Origin of the sequence: Streptococcus sp. CL5.50 (assembly GCF_049738015.1) — a bacterium.
GTDB lineage: Bacteria > Bacillota > Bacilli > Lactobacillales > Streptococcaceae > Streptococcus > Streptococcus mitis_CA.
Genome location: NZ_JBKOTR010000008.1, coordinates 1 through 13,697 on the forward strand (window position 1 = coordinate 1; position 13,697 = coordinate 13,697).

At 42.1% G+C, this 13,697-nt stretch carries 16 protein-coding genes; 15 read left to right on the plus strand and 1 reads right to left on the minus strand.

The window, feature by feature from the left end; translation table 11 throughout:
- The first annotated feature begins 189 nt into the window (after window positions 1-189).
- The 12 genes from ACLNCV_RS06240 (at window position 190) to ACLNCV_RS06295 (ending at window position 9,573) form a co-directional block, all read left to right on the plus strand.
- Window positions 190-591 carry a Spx/MgsR family RNA polymerase-binding regulatory protein gene (locus ACLNCV_RS06240; RefSeq protein ID WP_000631254.1) on the plus strand — a complete coding sequence of 134 codons (402 nt, stop codon included), beginning with the start codon at window positions 190-192 and terminating at the stop codon, window positions 589-591.
- Entirely contained in the window at window positions 591-869 is a 279-nt protein-coding gene (locus tag ACLNCV_RS06245; protein ID WP_001041974.1) for a UPF0223 family protein, read from the plus strand. The genes ACLNCV_RS06240 and ACLNCV_RS06245 overlap by 1 nt, the downstream gene beginning before the upstream one ends.
- Complete coding sequence (locus ACLNCV_RS06250) at window positions 859-1,632, plus strand: inositol monophosphatase family protein (protein WP_424845012.1); 774 nt, start codon at window positions 859-861, stop codon at window positions 1,630-1,632. Before ACLNCV_RS06245 ends, ACLNCV_RS06250 begins: the two co-directional genes overlap by 11 nt.
- Window positions 1,633-2,937: an RsmF rRNA methyltransferase first C-terminal domain-containing protein gene (locus ACLNCV_RS06255; protein ID WP_424845013.1), complete on the plus strand. Its 1,305-nt coding sequence runs from the start codon at window positions 1,633-1,635 to the stop codon at window positions 2,935-2,937.
- A 221-nt stretch (window positions 2,938-3,158) separates the two neighbouring features.
- Window positions 3,159-4,037 carry a phosphate ABC transporter substrate-binding protein PstS family protein gene (locus ACLNCV_RS06260; protein ID WP_125393046.1) on the plus strand — a complete coding sequence of 293 codons (879 nt, stop codon included), beginning with the start codon at window positions 3,159-3,161 and terminating at the stop codon, window positions 4,035-4,037.
- Window positions 4,037-4,954 carry a phosphate ABC transporter permease subunit PstC gene (gene pstC, locus ACLNCV_RS06265; protein ID WP_414305293.1) on the plus strand — a complete coding sequence of 306 codons (918 nt, stop codon included), beginning with the start codon at window positions 4,037-4,039 and terminating at the stop codon, window positions 4,952-4,954. The genes ACLNCV_RS06260 and pstC overlap by 1 nt, the downstream gene beginning before the upstream one ends.
- Window positions 4,944-5,828 (plus strand): phosphate ABC transporter permease PstA, encoded by an 885-nt coding sequence (gene pstA / locus ACLNCV_RS06270; RefSeq protein ID WP_004258489.1) that lies wholly within the window; start codon window positions 4,944-4,946, stop codon window positions 5,826-5,828. Before pstC ends, pstA begins: the two co-directional genes overlap by 11 nt.
- A 10-nt stretch (window positions 5,829-5,838) precedes the next feature.
- Window positions 5,839-6,642, plus strand: coding sequence for a phosphate ABC transporter ATP-binding protein PstB (gene pstB / locus ACLNCV_RS06275; RefSeq protein WP_153198745.1), 804 nt, complete (start codon window positions 5,839-5,841; stop codon window positions 6,640-6,642).
- A gap of 12 nt (window positions 6,643-6,654) precedes the next feature.
- Window positions 6,655-7,413, plus strand: a complete 759-nt coding sequence (pstB, locus tag ACLNCV_RS06280) for a phosphate ABC transporter ATP-binding protein PstB (RefSeq protein WP_060628585.1) — start codon at window positions 6,655-6,657, stop codon at window positions 7,411-7,413.
- Between the two features lie 11 nt (window positions 7,414-7,424).
- Entirely contained in the window at window positions 7,425-8,078 is a 654-nt protein-coding gene (gene phoU / locus ACLNCV_RS06285) for a phosphate signaling complex protein PhoU (RefSeq protein ID WP_000946460.1), read from the plus strand.
- Window positions 8,079-8,169: 91 nt separating this feature from the next.
- Complete coding sequence (locus ACLNCV_RS06290) at window positions 8,170-8,637, plus strand: NUDIX hydrolase (protein ID WP_001106783.1); 468 nt, start codon at window positions 8,170-8,172, stop codon at window positions 8,635-8,637.
- Between the two features lie 120 nt (window positions 8,638-8,757).
- The gene (locus ACLNCV_RS06295) at window positions 8,758-9,573 is read left to right on the plus strand and encodes an ABC transporter substrate-binding protein (RefSeq protein ID WP_424845014.1); all 816 of its coding nucleotides are present in this window, start codon (window positions 8,758-8,760) and stop codon (window positions 9,571-9,573) included.
- Window positions 9,574-9,593: 20 nt separating this feature from the next.
- Here the strand turns inward: ACLNCV_RS06295 and ACLNCV_RS06300 are convergent, their stop codons facing one another.
- Window positions 9,594-10,865: a PLP-dependent aminotransferase family protein gene (locus tag ACLNCV_RS06300; RefSeq protein ID WP_424845015.1), complete on the minus strand. Its 1,272-nt coding sequence runs from the start codon at window positions 10,863-10,865 to the stop codon at window positions 9,594-9,596.
- 294 nt (window positions 10,866-11,159) lie between these two features.
- On the opposite strand from ACLNCV_RS06300, the gene budA reads away from it, so the two are divergent.
- From budA to murB, 3 genes are all read left to right on the plus strand, one after another.
- Window positions 11,160-11,891, plus strand: coding sequence for an acetolactate decarboxylase (gene budA / locus ACLNCV_RS06305; protein ID WP_261073660.1), 732 nt, complete (start codon window positions 11,160-11,162; stop codon window positions 11,889-11,891).
- 9 nt (window positions 11,892-11,900) lie between these two features.
- Window positions 11,901-12,653: a YhfC family intramembrane metalloprotease gene (locus ACLNCV_RS06310; RefSeq protein WP_424845016.1), complete on the plus strand. Its 753-nt coding sequence runs from the start codon at window positions 11,901-11,903 to the stop codon at window positions 12,651-12,653.
- A 111-nt stretch (window positions 12,654-12,764) separates the two neighbouring features.
- Window positions 12,765-13,670 (plus strand): UDP-N-acetylmuramate dehydrogenase, encoded by a 906-nt coding sequence (gene murB / locus ACLNCV_RS06315; RefSeq protein WP_153198749.1) that lies wholly within the window; start codon window positions 12,765-12,767, stop codon window positions 13,668-13,670.
- Window positions 13,671-13,697: the final 27 nt, after the last annotated feature.

The following is a 13,697-nucleotide window of genomic DNA, read 5'->3' on the forward strand; positions in this document are numbered from 1 at the left end:
TTTTTTGTTTGTCCAATACTTCACTGTATAGCTCTAAAAGAATGAATTAATCAAATCCAAACAGAGTCAGTCGTTCGCAAATAGTCTATTTTTCTTGAAAAAATAGGCTTTTTTTCTAAAAATCTCTAGTCAAGCGCTTTATTTTTTTGTATAATAGAACTAGCAAAGTATAGATAAGAAGAGAAAAGCATGATTACACTATTTCTATCACCGAGCTGTACTTCATGTCGTAAGGCAAAGGCCTGGTTAGAAAAACATAAGGTTCCCTTTGAGGAACACAATATTATGACCAGTCCTTTAACAAGAAAAGAATTGCAACACATTCTTTCCTTGACCGAAAATGGTACTGATGACATCATTTCAACTCGTTCAAAAATTTTTCAAAAATTAGATATTGATGTAGAAAGTATTTCGGTATCAGAATTGCTTCATTTGATTGAGCAGTATCCTAGTCTTTTGCGTCGTCCAATTATTATCGATGCCAAACGTATGCAGATCGGTTTTAATGAAGATGAGATTCGTGCTTTTCTCCCTCGTAGTTACCGTAAGCAAGAACTAAAAGAAGCAAGAATGAGAGCTGGTATTAGTTAATGAACAAACAGTATAGTTACCCACTAGATTTGTCGTGGAGCACTGAAGAACTTGCTTCAGTGCTTTCTTTTTTTAATGATGTTGAAGCTGCCTATGAGGGCAAGGTAGAGGCTAAAAAGTTACTGGACTCCTATAAGGGATTCAAAGCGGTCGTGCCAAGCAAGAGCGAAGAAAAACGTTTGGGCCGAGAATTTGAAACAGTTAGTGGCTATTCGCTTTATCGAGCAGTTCAGGCGGCTAAGGAAAAAGGGGAAGGAAAGATTTCTCTTGGAAAGTAAATTTGAATTTGCTAAAGAGCTTGTTAAGAAAGCGGGTCAGTACATCCTTGACCATATGCAGGAAGATTTGCAAGTTGAGACCAAAACCTCTCCGACAGACTTGGTGACCAGACTGGACAAGGAAGTTCAGGAGCTCTTGGTGAGTGAGATTTTATCTCGTTATCCTGAGGATAAGATTTGTGCTGAAGAAGGTTGTCTGCGAGCCTCGGTTCAAGAGGGCAAGGTTTGGGTCATTGATCCCATTGATGGTACCAATAATTTTGTAGCCCAGCAGGAAGATTTTGCTGTCATGATGGCTTATTTTGAAAATGGTCAGGGACAGTTTGGTCTGATTTATGATGTGGTCAAAGGGGATTGTTATCACGGTGGTGGAGCCTTTCCAGTTTGTCTAAATGATAGGCCCCTAGCTCCCTTTAAAGCAAAACCACTTGGAGATTTCCTTATTGCAGGGAATAGTGGTATGCTGGAAACCAATGAATGGGGGCTGGCTGATTTGAGTCGAGCCGTACTAGGTGTTCGTGTCTATGGGAGTGCGGCTATTAGTTTTGCCAAGATTTTGTCAGGGCGTTTGTTGACCTATGTCACCTATCTGCAACCATGGGATTATGCTGCGGCTAGTATTTTAGGAGAAAGTCTGGGCTATCGGGTGGTGACCCTTTCTGGTGAAACTCCTGATTTTCAAACCAGACAGCCGGTCATGATGGTGCCTCTTGAGATGCAGGAGGAGATTCAGTCCTATATTTACGAAAGGAAAAGAACTTAAATGCAATTTCCAGAAGGATTTGTTGAAAAATATGCAGAGATACTAGGAGATGAGGCAAGAGATTTTCTTGCCTCTTTTGAGGAGGAAGCGGTTTCGGCCTTTCGGGTCAATCCTTTAAAAGAAGCGCCAGTTTCTTTTCCTGATGCCATTCCTCAAACTCCTTGGGGACATTATGGGAAGGTTTCAGGGAAATCACCTGAGCATGCTACTGGTTTGGTTTATTCGCAAGAACCCGCTGCCCAGATGGTTGCTCAGGTAGCCCAGCCCAGTCCTGGTATGAAGGTCTTGGATTTGGCTGCTGCACCGGGTGGAAAATCCACTCAACTAGCAGCCTATCTAGCAGGGGAGGGGATACTTGTTTCCAATGAAATTTCAAGCAAACGGGCTAAGATTTTGGTTGAAAACATGGAGCGCTTTGGAGCGACAAATGTCGTGGTAACCAATGAATCTGCTGACCGCTTGGCCAAGGTTTTTAAGGGCTATTTTGACCTAATCGTTCTTGATGCCCCTTGCTCTGGTGAAGGAATGTTCCGTAAGCAACCAGATGCTATGGATTATTGGAGCTTAGATTATCCAAGTCAATGTGCTAGCTTGCAAAGAGAAATTCTGGAGGATGCAGTGACCATGCTAGCTGAAGGTGGTCGCTTGGTTTATTCAACCTGTACCTGGGCCCCCGAGGAAAACGAAGAGATTGTCAATTGGCTACTGGAGGAGTATGATTTTGATTTGTTACCAGTAGAGCATATCAATGGAATGGTAGCTGGTATTGACCTGCCAGAAACGGCTCGGATGTATCCTCATCATTTTAAGGGAGAGGGGCAGTTTGTCGCTCATTTACAATTTAAAGGTGACAATTCAGCTCCTAAATGTAAGGCAAGTAAGAGCAATCTCAGCCGAGAACAAGTTACTTTGTGGCAGGAATTTGCCCAAAAACACTTGAAAATCAATCTAAGGGGAATCTTGCAGACTTTTGGTGACCAACTTTATCTCTTGCCAGAATTCTTGCCAGATTTAGGGAAGCTCAAGATTGCTCGCAATGGACTGAATTTGGGTACTTTTAAGAAGAAACGTTTTGAGCCTAGTTTTGCTCTTGGTCTAGCCTTGAAACCGAGTCAGGTCAAGCAGTCGGTTGAAATTGATCAAGAGGAATTTGTAAAGTATGTGGCTGGAGAAACCGTTCAGCTGGCGGAAAGTCTGCCAAATGGTTGGTACCAAGTTTTGGTTCAAGGAAATGGTTTGGGCTTTGGAAAGGTGACTGGAAATGTTTTGAAAAACTATTTTCCAAAAGGTCTCAGATTCAAGTGAAAATGCTAGTCAAAGTAGCTTGTCTATGTTATAGTGGAAGTATGGATTTTTTTCAAATTGTCTTTCATTTTAAGTCAAAATTGGTGGAGACGGCAACTGAGCAAATTTCTAGTAAAATTAAGCTATCAACTTCAGTTTGCTCTCAATTTTAAAAAAGAAAAACATAAATAAATAGTTGAAAAAATTCACAGCATTCACCATTATTTTCAAGGAGAAAAACAGTGAAAAAAAGGAAAAAACTCGCTCTATCCCTTGCGGCTCTTTTGCTAGCAGGTTCTTTGGCGGGATGTGCTAGCTGGATTGATCGTGGGGAATCCATGACAGCTGTTGGCTCAACGGCTCTTCAGCCTTTGGTCGAAGCAGCAGCAGATGAATTTGGCTCTATGCACGTTGGAAAAACAGTCAACGTCCAAGGTGGAGGATCTGGTACAGGTTTGTCTCAGGTTCAGTCTGGAGCCGTTGATGTAGGAAATTCAGACGTATTTGCCGAGGAAAAAGACGGTATCAACGCATCCGCTCTAGTGGACCATAAGGTTGCTGTAGCGGGCTTGGCAGTCATTGTAAACAAGGAAGTTGATGTTGAAAATCTGACAACTGAACAACTCCGTAGCATCTTCACAGGTCAAGTGACCAACTGGAAAGAAGTCGGTGGGAAAGACCTAGCCATTTCCATTATCAATCGTGCGGCAAGTTCGGGTTCACGTGCAACCTTTGATAGTGTTATCATGGATGGTCAATCGGCCGTGCAGAGTCAAGAACAGGATTCAAATGGGATGGTTAAAAACATTGTTTCCCAGACACCAGGAGCCATTTCTTATCTAGCCTTTGCCTATGTGGATGACTCAGTGAAACGTATGAAGTTGAATGGCTATGAGCCGATTGCAGAAAATGTTACAAGCAATAACTGGCCTTTGTGGTCTTATGAACACATGTACACCCTAGGTCAGCCAAACGAATTGGTGGCAGAATTCCTCAACTTTGTCCTCTCTGATGAAGCGCAAAGCGGAATCGTTAAGGGGATGGGCTATATTTCTGTTAAGGAAATGAAGGTTGAAAAAGATGCTGTAGGAACGGTGACAGCACTAGAAGGGAGTCAATAATGAATCAAGAAGAATTAGCTAAAAAATTACTTTCTCCCTCAAAGAACTATCGTCTAGAGAAATTAGGAAAAGGCTTGACCTTTGCCTGCCTGTCTTTGATTGTCATCATTGTGGCCATGATTTTGATTTTCGTAGCCCAAAAAGGCTTGTCGACCTTCTTTGTCAATGGGGTCAACATCTTTGATTTTCTCTTTGGACAAACTTGGAATCCTTCAGGTAAACAATTTGGTGCCCTTCCCATGATTTTGGGTTCCTTTATTGTCACAATCCTATCAGCCCTTATCGCAACTCCTTTTGCCATTGGTGCAGCTGTCTTTATGACCGAGGTCTCACCAAAAGGTGCTAGAATCTTGCAACCAGCCATTGAATTGCTAGTCGGGATTCCTTCAGTCGTCTATGGATTTATTGGTTTGCAGGTCGTAGTTCCTTTTGTCCGTAGTGTCTTTGGTGGAACTGGTTTTGGGATCTTGTCAGGGATTTTCGTTCTCTTTGTCATGATTTTACCGACGGTAACCTTTATGACAACCGATAGTTTGCGTGCGGTGCCTCGTCACTACCGTGAAGCTAGTTTGGCTATGGGAGCCACTCGCTGGCAAACCATCTGGCGCGTGACCTTGAAGGCGGCGCGTTCAGGGATTTTTACTGCGGTGGTCTTTGGGATGGCTCGTGCCTTTGGTGAGGCCTTGGCCATTCAGATGGTGGTCGGAAACTCAGCCGTTGTCCCAACTTCATTGACAACACCTGCTGCGACCTTGACCTCTGTTTTGACCATGGGTATCGGAAATACCGTTATGGGAACAGTTGACAATAACGTTCTCTGGTCATTGGCCTTAGTCTTGCTCTTGATGAGTTTGGCCTTCAATAGTGTGATTAAATTGATTACGAAAGAAAGAGGAAAGAAAAACTATGCACGCTAAGAAATTAGATAAACTTGCAACAGCTGTCCTCTACTCGATTGCAGGAATTATTGTTGCCATCCTGGCATCCTTGATTCTTTATATCTTGGTTCGTGGTTTGCCCCACATCTCTTGGTCTTTCTTGACTGGCAAATCATCTTCTTACCAAGCAGGCGGAGGGATTGGAATTCAGCTCTATAATTCCTTTTTCCTATTAGTTATTACCTTGATTATCTCTGTGCCTTTATCTATGGGAGCTGGGATTTTCCTAGCTGAATATGCTAAAAAAGGTCCTGTGACCAATTTTGTCAGAACCTGTATTGAAATCTTATCTTCACTCCCATCAGTGGTTGTAGGTCTCTTTGGTTACTTGATCTTTGTAGTTCAGTTTGAGTATGGATTTTCAATTATTTCAGGTGCCTTGGCCTTGACAGTCTTTAACTTGCCTCAGATGACTCGTAATGTCGAGGACAGTTTGAAACATGTTCACCATACGCAACGTGAAGCTGGTCTGGCCCTTGGGATTTCTCGTTGGGAGACTGTGGTCCATGTGGTTATTCCAGAAGCCCTACCAGGTATTGTGACGGGTGTTGTCTTGGCCTCTGGTCGTATCTTTGGTGAGGCTGCTGCTTTGATTTATACAGCAGGACAATCCGCTCCAGCCCTTGACTGGTCAAACTGGAACATTCTCAGTGTGACTAGCCCAATCTCCATCTTCCGTCAAGCAGAAACCTTGGCTGTCCACATTTGGAAAGTCAACAGTGAAGGTACCATTCCTGATGGAACTATCGTATCAGCAGGTTCTGCGGCCGTGCTCCTCATCTTTATCCTCATCTTTAACTTTGGAGCCCGCAAACTCGGAAGCTATCTACATAAGAAATTAACCGCTGCCTAAAGGAGAAGCCATGTCAAAATATAATTGGGATGAAAAGTATATCATCACCTTTCCTGAAGAGAAAGTGGCCCTCTCTACTAAGGATTTACATGTTTACTACGGTAAAAATGAATCTATTAAGGGCATCGATATGCAATTTGAAAAAAATAAAATCACAGCCTTAATTGGACCATCTGGATCAGGAAAATCAACCTACCTCCGCAGCCTCAATCGGATGAATGATACGATTGATATTGCCAAGGTAACAGGTCAAATCCTCTACCAAGGGATTGATGTCAACCGTCCAGAAATCAACGTCTATGAGATGCGTAAGCACATTGGAATGGTCTTCCAACGCCCAAATCCCTTTGCCAAGTCTATCTATCGCAATATCACTTTTGCCCATGAACGTGCAGGAGTTAAGGATAAGCAAGTCTTGGATGAAATTGTAGAAACCTCTCTTCGCCAGGCTGCCCTTTGGGATCAGGTAAAAGACGATTTACACAAATCAGCCTTGACTCTATCAGGTGGTCAGCAACAACGTCTCTGTATTGCTCGTGCTATCTCTGTTAAACCAGACATCCTCTTGATGGATGAGCCGGCGTCTGCCTTGGATCCGATTGCGACAGCCCAGCTGGAAGAAACCATGTTGGAATTGAAGAAGGACTTTACCATCATCATCGTGACCCACAGTATGCAGCAGGCTGCGCGTGCTAGTGACTACACAGGATTTTTCTACTTGGGTGACTTGATTGAGTACGATAAGACCTCTAATATTTTCCAAAATGCCAAACTACAGTCAACCAATGACTACGTAACAGGACACTTTGGATAGAAAGGAAACAGTATGAAAGAAGCGATTTTACAGGTATCAGACCTGTCCGTTTACTATAATCAAAAAAAGGCCTTGAATAGTGTTTCCCTATCTTTCCAACCTAAGGAAATTACAGCCTTGATTGGTCCATCTGGATCAGGGAAGTCAACCCTCCTCAAGGCTATCAACCGCATGGGGGATCTCAATCCAGAAGTGACCACAACTGGTTCGGTGGTTTACAACGGCCACAACATTTACAGCCCACGTACAGATACAGTTGAATTGCGGAAGGAAATCGGTATGGTCTTTCAACAACCGAACCCTTTCCCTATGTCTATCTACGAAAATGTTGTTTACGGGCTTCGTATCAATGGAGTTAAGGATAAGCAGGTTCTGGATGAAGCAGTAGAAAAAGCCTTGCAACGAGCTTCTATCTGGGATGAGGTCAAGGATCGCCTGCATGATTCAGCTATCGGGCTTTCAGGTGGACAACAACAACGTGTCTGTGTTGCTCGTGTCTTGGCAACCAGTCCTAAAATCATTCTCTTGGATGAACCGACTTCAGCTCTGGACCCTATCTCGGCTGGTAAGATTGAGGAAACCTTGTATGGTTTAAAAGATAAATACACCATGCTCTTGGTTACGCGTTCCATGCAACAAGCCTCTCGTATTTCTGACAAGACAGGATTTTTCCTAGATGGAGATCTGATCGAGTTTAACGATACCAAGAAGATGTTCCTCAACCCACAACACAAGGAAACAGAAGATTATATTTCAGGAAAATTTGGATAAGGAGATAAATGATGTTACGTTCTCAATTTGAGGAAGATTTAGAGAAATTGCACAACCAGTTCTATGCTATGGGACAAGAAGTGCTATCCCAAATCAATCGGACAGTGCGTGCCTTTGTTACGCATGACCGTGATTTGGCCAAAGAAGTCATCGAAGACGATGCAGAAGTGAACGAATACGAAGTGAAATTGGAGAAGAAATCATTTGAAATGATTGCCCTTCAACAACCGGTTTCTCAAGACTTGCGTACTGTTTTGACAGTCTTGAAGGCTGTATCTGACTTGGAACGTATGGGTGACCATGCCGTTTCCATTGCAAGAGCGGCAATTCGTATGAAAGGGGAGCAACGCATTCCAGCTGTTGAAGAAGAAATCAAGAGAATGGGTCGCGATGTCAAGAACTTCGTCGAAGCAGCCCTTGAACTCTACCTGAATGGTTCAGTTGATCAGGCCTATGAAGTAGCAGCTATGGACGAAAAAATCAACCATTACTTTGATAGCATTCGTGATTTGGCTACAGAAGAAATCAAGAAAAATCCAGATGCTATCGTTACAGGTCGTGATTATTTCCAAGTGATTGCCTTCTTGGAACGTATTGGAGACTATGCCAAGAATATCTGTGAATGGGTTGTTTACTTTGAAACAGGTAAGATTGTCGAACTATAAAGTATTCAAAGGATAAAATTATTGTGAAAGCTTACTTTTTAATACAGTAAGCTTTCATTGTATAGATAGTTTACTTTGTCAGAGGTGAATAATGAACTACATACAGAATATCAGAAAAAAAGTTGGAAAAGATAAAATTATTTTAAATTTTACCTGTGGAATATTAAGTCAATCAGGAAAAATTTTATTACAAAAACGAGCAGATAAAGGAACGTGGGGATTACCAGGTGGTGCTCTTGAATTAGGAGAATCGGCTTTAGAAGCTTTAGTGCGAGAGTTTTATGAAGAAACAGGAGTCGAAGTGAGGGTGGAAAAACTCTTAAATGTTTATACAAAATATTCAGACAGTTATCCGAATGGTGATGAGGCTCAAGTTCTTACAATCTTGTATTTAGTTTCATCTGAAACTTCTATCTCTACAAATTTTTTTACAAGTGATGAAACTTTAGAATTAGGATTTTTTGATCATAGTGACATACAAAATATTGCAATTGTAAACCAGCAGCATCAAGATATGATAAATGATTTTTTTGAAAATAAGTTCCCAATAGATAGATAAACTAACCACTGTATTTCTATTTTTTAGTAAATATATTTTATGAAAATGTAAGAAAAATACTTGACAAGCAACTTGGATAGCGTTATAATTATACAAAATTAACAGAGAGGTTGTTTATTTATGAAATCAAAAAAATGGATATTTGTTTTATGTAGTTTTCTTGCAAGTTTCTTCTTAGTAGCTTGTCAGTCGGGTTCTAATGAGTCTCAGTCAGCTGTTGAGGCCATTAAGCAAAAGGGGAAATTAGTTGTGGCGACTAGTCCTGACTATGCACCTTTTGAATTTCAGTCTTTAGTTGACGGGAAAAATCAGGTAGTCGGTGCGGATATTGACATGGCCCAAGCTATCGCAGATGAACTTGGGGTGAAGTTGGAAATTTCAAGCATGAGTTTTGACAATGTCTTGACCAGTCTTCAAACTGGGAAGGCTGACCTAGCGGTTGCAGGAATTAGCGCTACTGATGAGAGAAAAGAAGTCTTTGATTTTTCAATCCCTTACTATGAAAACAAGATTAGTTTCTTGGTTCGTAAGTCTGATGTAGAAAAATACAAGGATTTAACTAGCCTTGAAAGTGCTAATATTGCAGCCCAAAAAGGGACTGTTCCAGAGTCTATGGTCAAGGAACAATTGCCAAAAGCTCAGCTGACTTCTCTAACTAATATGGGTGAAGCTGTTAATGAATTACAGGCTGGAAAAGTAGATGCTGTTCACATGGATGAGCCTGTTGCCCTTAGCTATGCCGCTAAAAATGCAGACCTAGCTGTCGCAACTGTCAGCTTGAAGATGAAGGACGGCGAAGCCAATGCCGTTGCCCTTAGAAAAAATAGTGCTGATTTGAAAGAAGTGGTGGACAAGGTCATCCAAAAACTTAAGGATGAAGGAACTTACCAAAGTTATCTTGAAAAAGCGGCAACCTTAACAGAAGTTGAACAATAAGAAAAAAGCAGAGTTGGAAGTCATTCCAATTCTGCTTTTAAATAGTTTAAAACATTTTCTAGGTTCTCTAAGGACACCTTGGTAAATTGATAAGGGCAGGTATCCAAGTAAGCTTTCTCAAAGAAGTCCAATTTCAGTTGACTGTGTTTGAGGCTGGCGATTTTAGGATACTGTCTCAGGTCTAGCAATAAACCATCGTGTAGGGGAAAATGAGGAAGGGGACAAGGTGTTTTAGCTAGTCTTTCCTCGATTTGTTTTTGGTAAGCTTCCTGATTGGATAAGCGAGCTAGCCGATTTTTCTCAAATAATTGACTGTCAATATAGAGTGACAGGGCCTTTTGCATGATGAGGTTGCTATCGTAATCTAGGATATTTTTGTAGGCCACAAAGGCTTCCTTGATAGCATTTGGAAGGATGAGTGCTGTTATCCGCAGGGCTGGAAAGAGGCTGGTTGAGAAGGACTTGATATAAATGACGCGCTCCTCTGTATCTAGATAGTGGAAGGTCTGGCCCTTTTTAGAGTCCAAATCCCCCAGATAGTCGTCCTCTACGATATAGACCCCATATTTGGCAGCTAAGTCAAGAATAGCCCGTTTGTCCTGCTCTGAATAGGAATGTCCCAGAGGATAGTGAAAACGAGGAATGGTATAGAAAAACTTAATTTGTCCTGTTTTGAAGTGGCCTTCCAGTTCCTCCAAGTCAATTCCATCAATGCCTCGTTCAATCGTTTGATAGTCCAGACCTTGAGCAATCAAGAGGCGATTCATCCGATGGTAGGTCGGCTGTTCCACCAAGATTTCCTTGGCTTGACTAGGAAAGGAAATTTGAGAGAGGATAAACAAGGCTTGTTGGGTTCCAGAAGTCAATACCAGTTGGTCAGCCTTGCAGTAGAGAGCTTGGTCAAAGAGGAGTTTATGAATGGATTGTCTTAGGTCTTCTAATCCTTCTTGGTTGTCATAGTAGTTAAAAAGGTAGTTTTCCCGGCCAATCAAGGTTTCATTGATACAGAGTCGGAAATCGTCATAGGCACTGGCATGTTCGTCAGTGACTTCGATTTCTAGATCCTGGTGTTGCCCTTGTTCTAGGACATAGTAACCACTCTGGGGCTTAGCATAGAGGTATTGTTCGTGCCGTAATTCCAGCAGGGCTCGTTGGACAGTATCCTTGCTACAGTGAAAGTCAAGGCTCAGTTGACGGATAGAAGGCAGGCGGCTACCCGTCGGAAAGCGTCCAGACTCAATACCGTTTTTCAGATAGGAAACGACCTCTTGGTACTTGCTTTGTTTCTTCATTCCAGACCTCCCTTGATTTTGTTACATTGTACCTTTTTTTTTCCTTCTTGGCAATGTCTAGAGTGTTTCTCTCGTTCACATCTAGGGGCAAATGTGGTATACTTAGGAGTAACATTTATAGAATAATACTCTTCGAAAATCTCTTCAAACCACGTCAGCTTCGCCTTGCCGTAGATATATGTAACTGACTTCGTCAGTCTTATCTACAACCTCAAAGCAGTGCTTTGAGCAGCCTGCGGCTCGCTTCCTAGTTTGCTCTTTGATTTTCATTGAGTATAACAGACAAGAAAGAGAATGGATAAGAACGTGCAGGAACCAGTGAAATTATTTCAATACAATACCCTTGGAGCCTTGATGGCAGGCCTTTATGGTGGTACCATGACAGTAGGAGAATTGCTAGAGCATGGTGACCTTGGTTTGGGAACCTTGGATTCCATTGATGGGGAATTGATTGTTTTGGATGGCAAGGCTTATCAAGCCAAAGGCTCAGGAGAGCAACCGGAAATTGTAGAAGTGTCACCAGATGCCCTTATTCCTTATGCAGCAATAGTACCGCACCAGGCAGAGGTCATTTTCCGCCAGCGGTTTGAGATGACAGACAAGGAATTGGAAGAACGAATCGAGTCTTATTATGATGGGGAAAATCTTTTCCGCTCTATCAAGATTCGTGGGGAATTTTCGCATATGCATGTGCGCATGATTCCCAAGTCGACACCAGATACCAAGTTTGCTGAGGTCGCAACCCATCAACCGGAATATAGTCGTGACAATGTCGCAGGAACCATCGTTGGTTTCTGGACGCCAGAGATTTTTCATGGAGTTAGTGTGGCAGGCTACCATCTGCACTTCATCTCAGATGACTTGACCTTCGGTGGGCATGTCATGGATTTTGTCATAAAAGAAGGAATCATCGAAGTGGGGGCAGTTGACCAATTAGACCAACGTTTCCCAGTTCAAGACCGCCAATACTTGTTTGCCAAGTTCAATGTTGATGAGATGAAAAAAGATATTGAAAAGGCAGAATAGGAGAAGAAAATGAACATTCATATCATTATTACCATTGTGTTTTTGCTGACTTTTCTAATAGGGAGCATTTGGTATGCCAAAAAGAAATACCAGATTAATCTAGCTGTCTTGGGCTTGGGGGCTGTTGCCTTCTTTGTCTCTTCACAGATTTTGGAAAAACTGGTGCATATCTTGGTTTTACATCCTCAAAAAGACGGTAGTATTGCCCTCATGCAAGACCATCCGCTTGTCTATATCATCTATGGCCTAGCCATGGCAGCATTTTTTGAGGAAACTGCTCGTCTTATTTTCTTCAAATGGTTGGAGAAAAAGAGAAGTTTGGAAAAGGCAGATGCCTTGGCTTATGGATTGGGGCATGGTGGCTTGGAGTTGATTTTCCTAGGTCTTACTAGTTTGATTAATCTCTACATCGTTCTCTCAGCAGTTCAAACTCAGAATCCACAGGTTATGCAATTGCTGTCTGAAAATATGTTGAAAACTATCCAGTCGCTATCAGTCTGGCAGATTTATTTGCTTGGTTTTGAGAGAATCTTGGCGCTAGGTTTCCAATTACTCTTGACTGTTTGGGTTTACCAAGCTGTTCGCAAGAAGAAATGGATTTATCTCCTAGCGGCCTATGGACTACATGCCTTCTTTGACCTGGCACCATCTCTTGCCCAAGTTGGCTGGTTGACTAATCCAGTCTTGGTTGAAGTTGTCCTAGCACTTGAACTTGTTCTAGTCGCCTATGGAACCAAGGCAATCTTTTGCAAAAAATCATAAAAAGAGGGGAAACCTCTTTTTTTGTTTAAAATAAGCCCAAGATTTTTTTAGGGTCGTCAAATGGTCTTAAAAATGGTATAATGGAATGAATTTTGTAAAAGGAAGAGTGTCATGTCAGTAAAAGAAAAAATGCTTGAAATCTTAGAAGGGATTGATATCCGTTTCAAGGAACCCTTGCATAGCTATAGTTATACAAAAGTAGGTGGAGAGGCTGATTATCTGGTCTTTCCACGAAATCGTTTTGAGTTGGCTCGCGTTGTTAAATTTGCCAATCAAGAAGACATCCCTTGGATGGTTCTTGGAAATGCCAGCAACATCATTGTTCGTGATGGTGGAATTCGTGGATTTGTCATCTTGTGTGACAAGCTCAATAATGTTTCTGTTGATGGCTATACCATTGAAGCTGAAGCTGGTGCTAACTTGATTGAAACGACACGCATTGCCCTTCGTCATAGTTTGACTGGCTTTGAGTTTGCTTGTGGCATTCCAGGGAGCGTCGGTGGTGCTGTCTTTATGAATGCTGGTGCCTATGGTGGCGAGATTGCCCACATCTTGCAGTCTTGTAAGGTCTTGACCAAGGATGGAGAAATCGAGACCCTGTCTGCCAAAGATTTGGCTTTTGGTTACCGCCAATCAGCCATTCAAGAATCTGGTGCAGTTGTCTTGTCAGCTAAATTTGCCCTTGCTCCAGGAAGCCATCAGGTTATCAAGCAAGAAATGGATCGCTTGACGCATCTACGTGAACTCAAGCAACCTTTAGAATATCCATCTTGTGGTTCGGTCTTTAAGCGTCCAGTAGGTCATTTTGCAGGTCAATTAATTTCAGAAGCTGGCTTAAAAGGCTATCGTATCGGTGGTGTTGAAGTGTCTGAAAAACACGCAGGTTTTATGATTAATGTTGCTGACGGAACGGCTAAAGACTACGAGGACTTGATTGAGTCTGTTATCGAAAAAGTAAAGGAACACTCTGGCGTTACTCTTGAGAGAGAAGTTCGTATCTTGGGTGAAAGCAAGTAGGAAGCTGTATTTGAAAAGCTGCTGCTA

What these genes read in the sequence shown, in the direction of transcription:
- ACLNCV_RS06240 (WP_000631254.1), top strand. Translation starts at nt 190, where the DNA reads ATGATTACACTATTTCTATCACCGAGCTGTACTTCATGTCGTAAGGCA.
- ACLNCV_RS06245 (WP_001041974.1), top strand. Translation starts at nt 591, where the DNA reads ATGAACAAACAGTATAGTTACCCACTAGATTTGTCGTGGAGCACTGAA.
- ACLNCV_RS06255 (WP_424845013.1), top strand. Translation starts at nt 1,633, where the DNA reads ATGCAATTTCCAGAAGGATTTGTTGAAAAATATGCAGAGATACTAGGA.
- pstC (WP_414305293.1), top strand. Translation starts at nt 4,037, where the DNA reads ATGAATCAAGAAGAATTAGCTAAAAAATTACTTTCTCCCTCAAAGAAC.
- pstA (WP_004258489.1), top strand. Translation starts at nt 4,944, where the DNA reads ATGCACGCTAAGAAATTAGATAAACTTGCAACAGCTGTCCTCTACTCG.
- pstB (WP_153198745.1), top strand. Translation starts at nt 5,839, where the DNA reads ATGTCAAAATATAATTGGGATGAAAAGTATATCATCACCTTTCCTGAA.
- pstB (WP_060628585.1), top strand. Translation starts at nt 6,655, where the DNA reads ATGAAAGAAGCGATTTTACAGGTATCAGACCTGTCCGTTTACTATAAT.
- phoU (WP_000946460.1), top strand. Translation starts at nt 7,425, where the DNA reads ATGTTACGTTCTCAATTTGAGGAAGATTTAGAGAAATTGCACAACCAG.
- ACLNCV_RS06290 (WP_001106783.1), top strand. Translation starts at nt 8,170, where the DNA reads ATGAACTACATACAGAATATCAGAAAAAAAGTTGGAAAAGATAAAATT.
- ACLNCV_RS06295 (WP_424845014.1), top strand. Translation starts at nt 8,758, where the DNA reads ATGAAATCAAAAAAATGGATATTTGTTTTATGTAGTTTTCTTGCAAGT.
- ACLNCV_RS06300 (WP_424845015.1), bottom strand. Translation starts at nt 10,865, where the DNA reads ATGAAGAAACAAAGCAAGTACCAAGAGGTCGTTTCCTATCTGAAAAAC.
- budA (WP_261073660.1), top strand. Translation starts at nt 11,160, where the DNA reads ATGGATAAGAACGTGCAGGAACCAGTGAAATTATTTCAATACAATACC.
- ACLNCV_RS06310 (WP_424845016.1), top strand. Translation starts at nt 11,901, where the DNA reads ATGAACATTCATATCATTATTACCATTGTGTTTTTGCTGACTTTTCTA.
- murB (WP_153198749.1), top strand. Translation starts at nt 12,765, where the DNA reads ATGTCAGTAAAAGAAAAAATGCTTGAAATCTTAGAAGGGATTGATATC.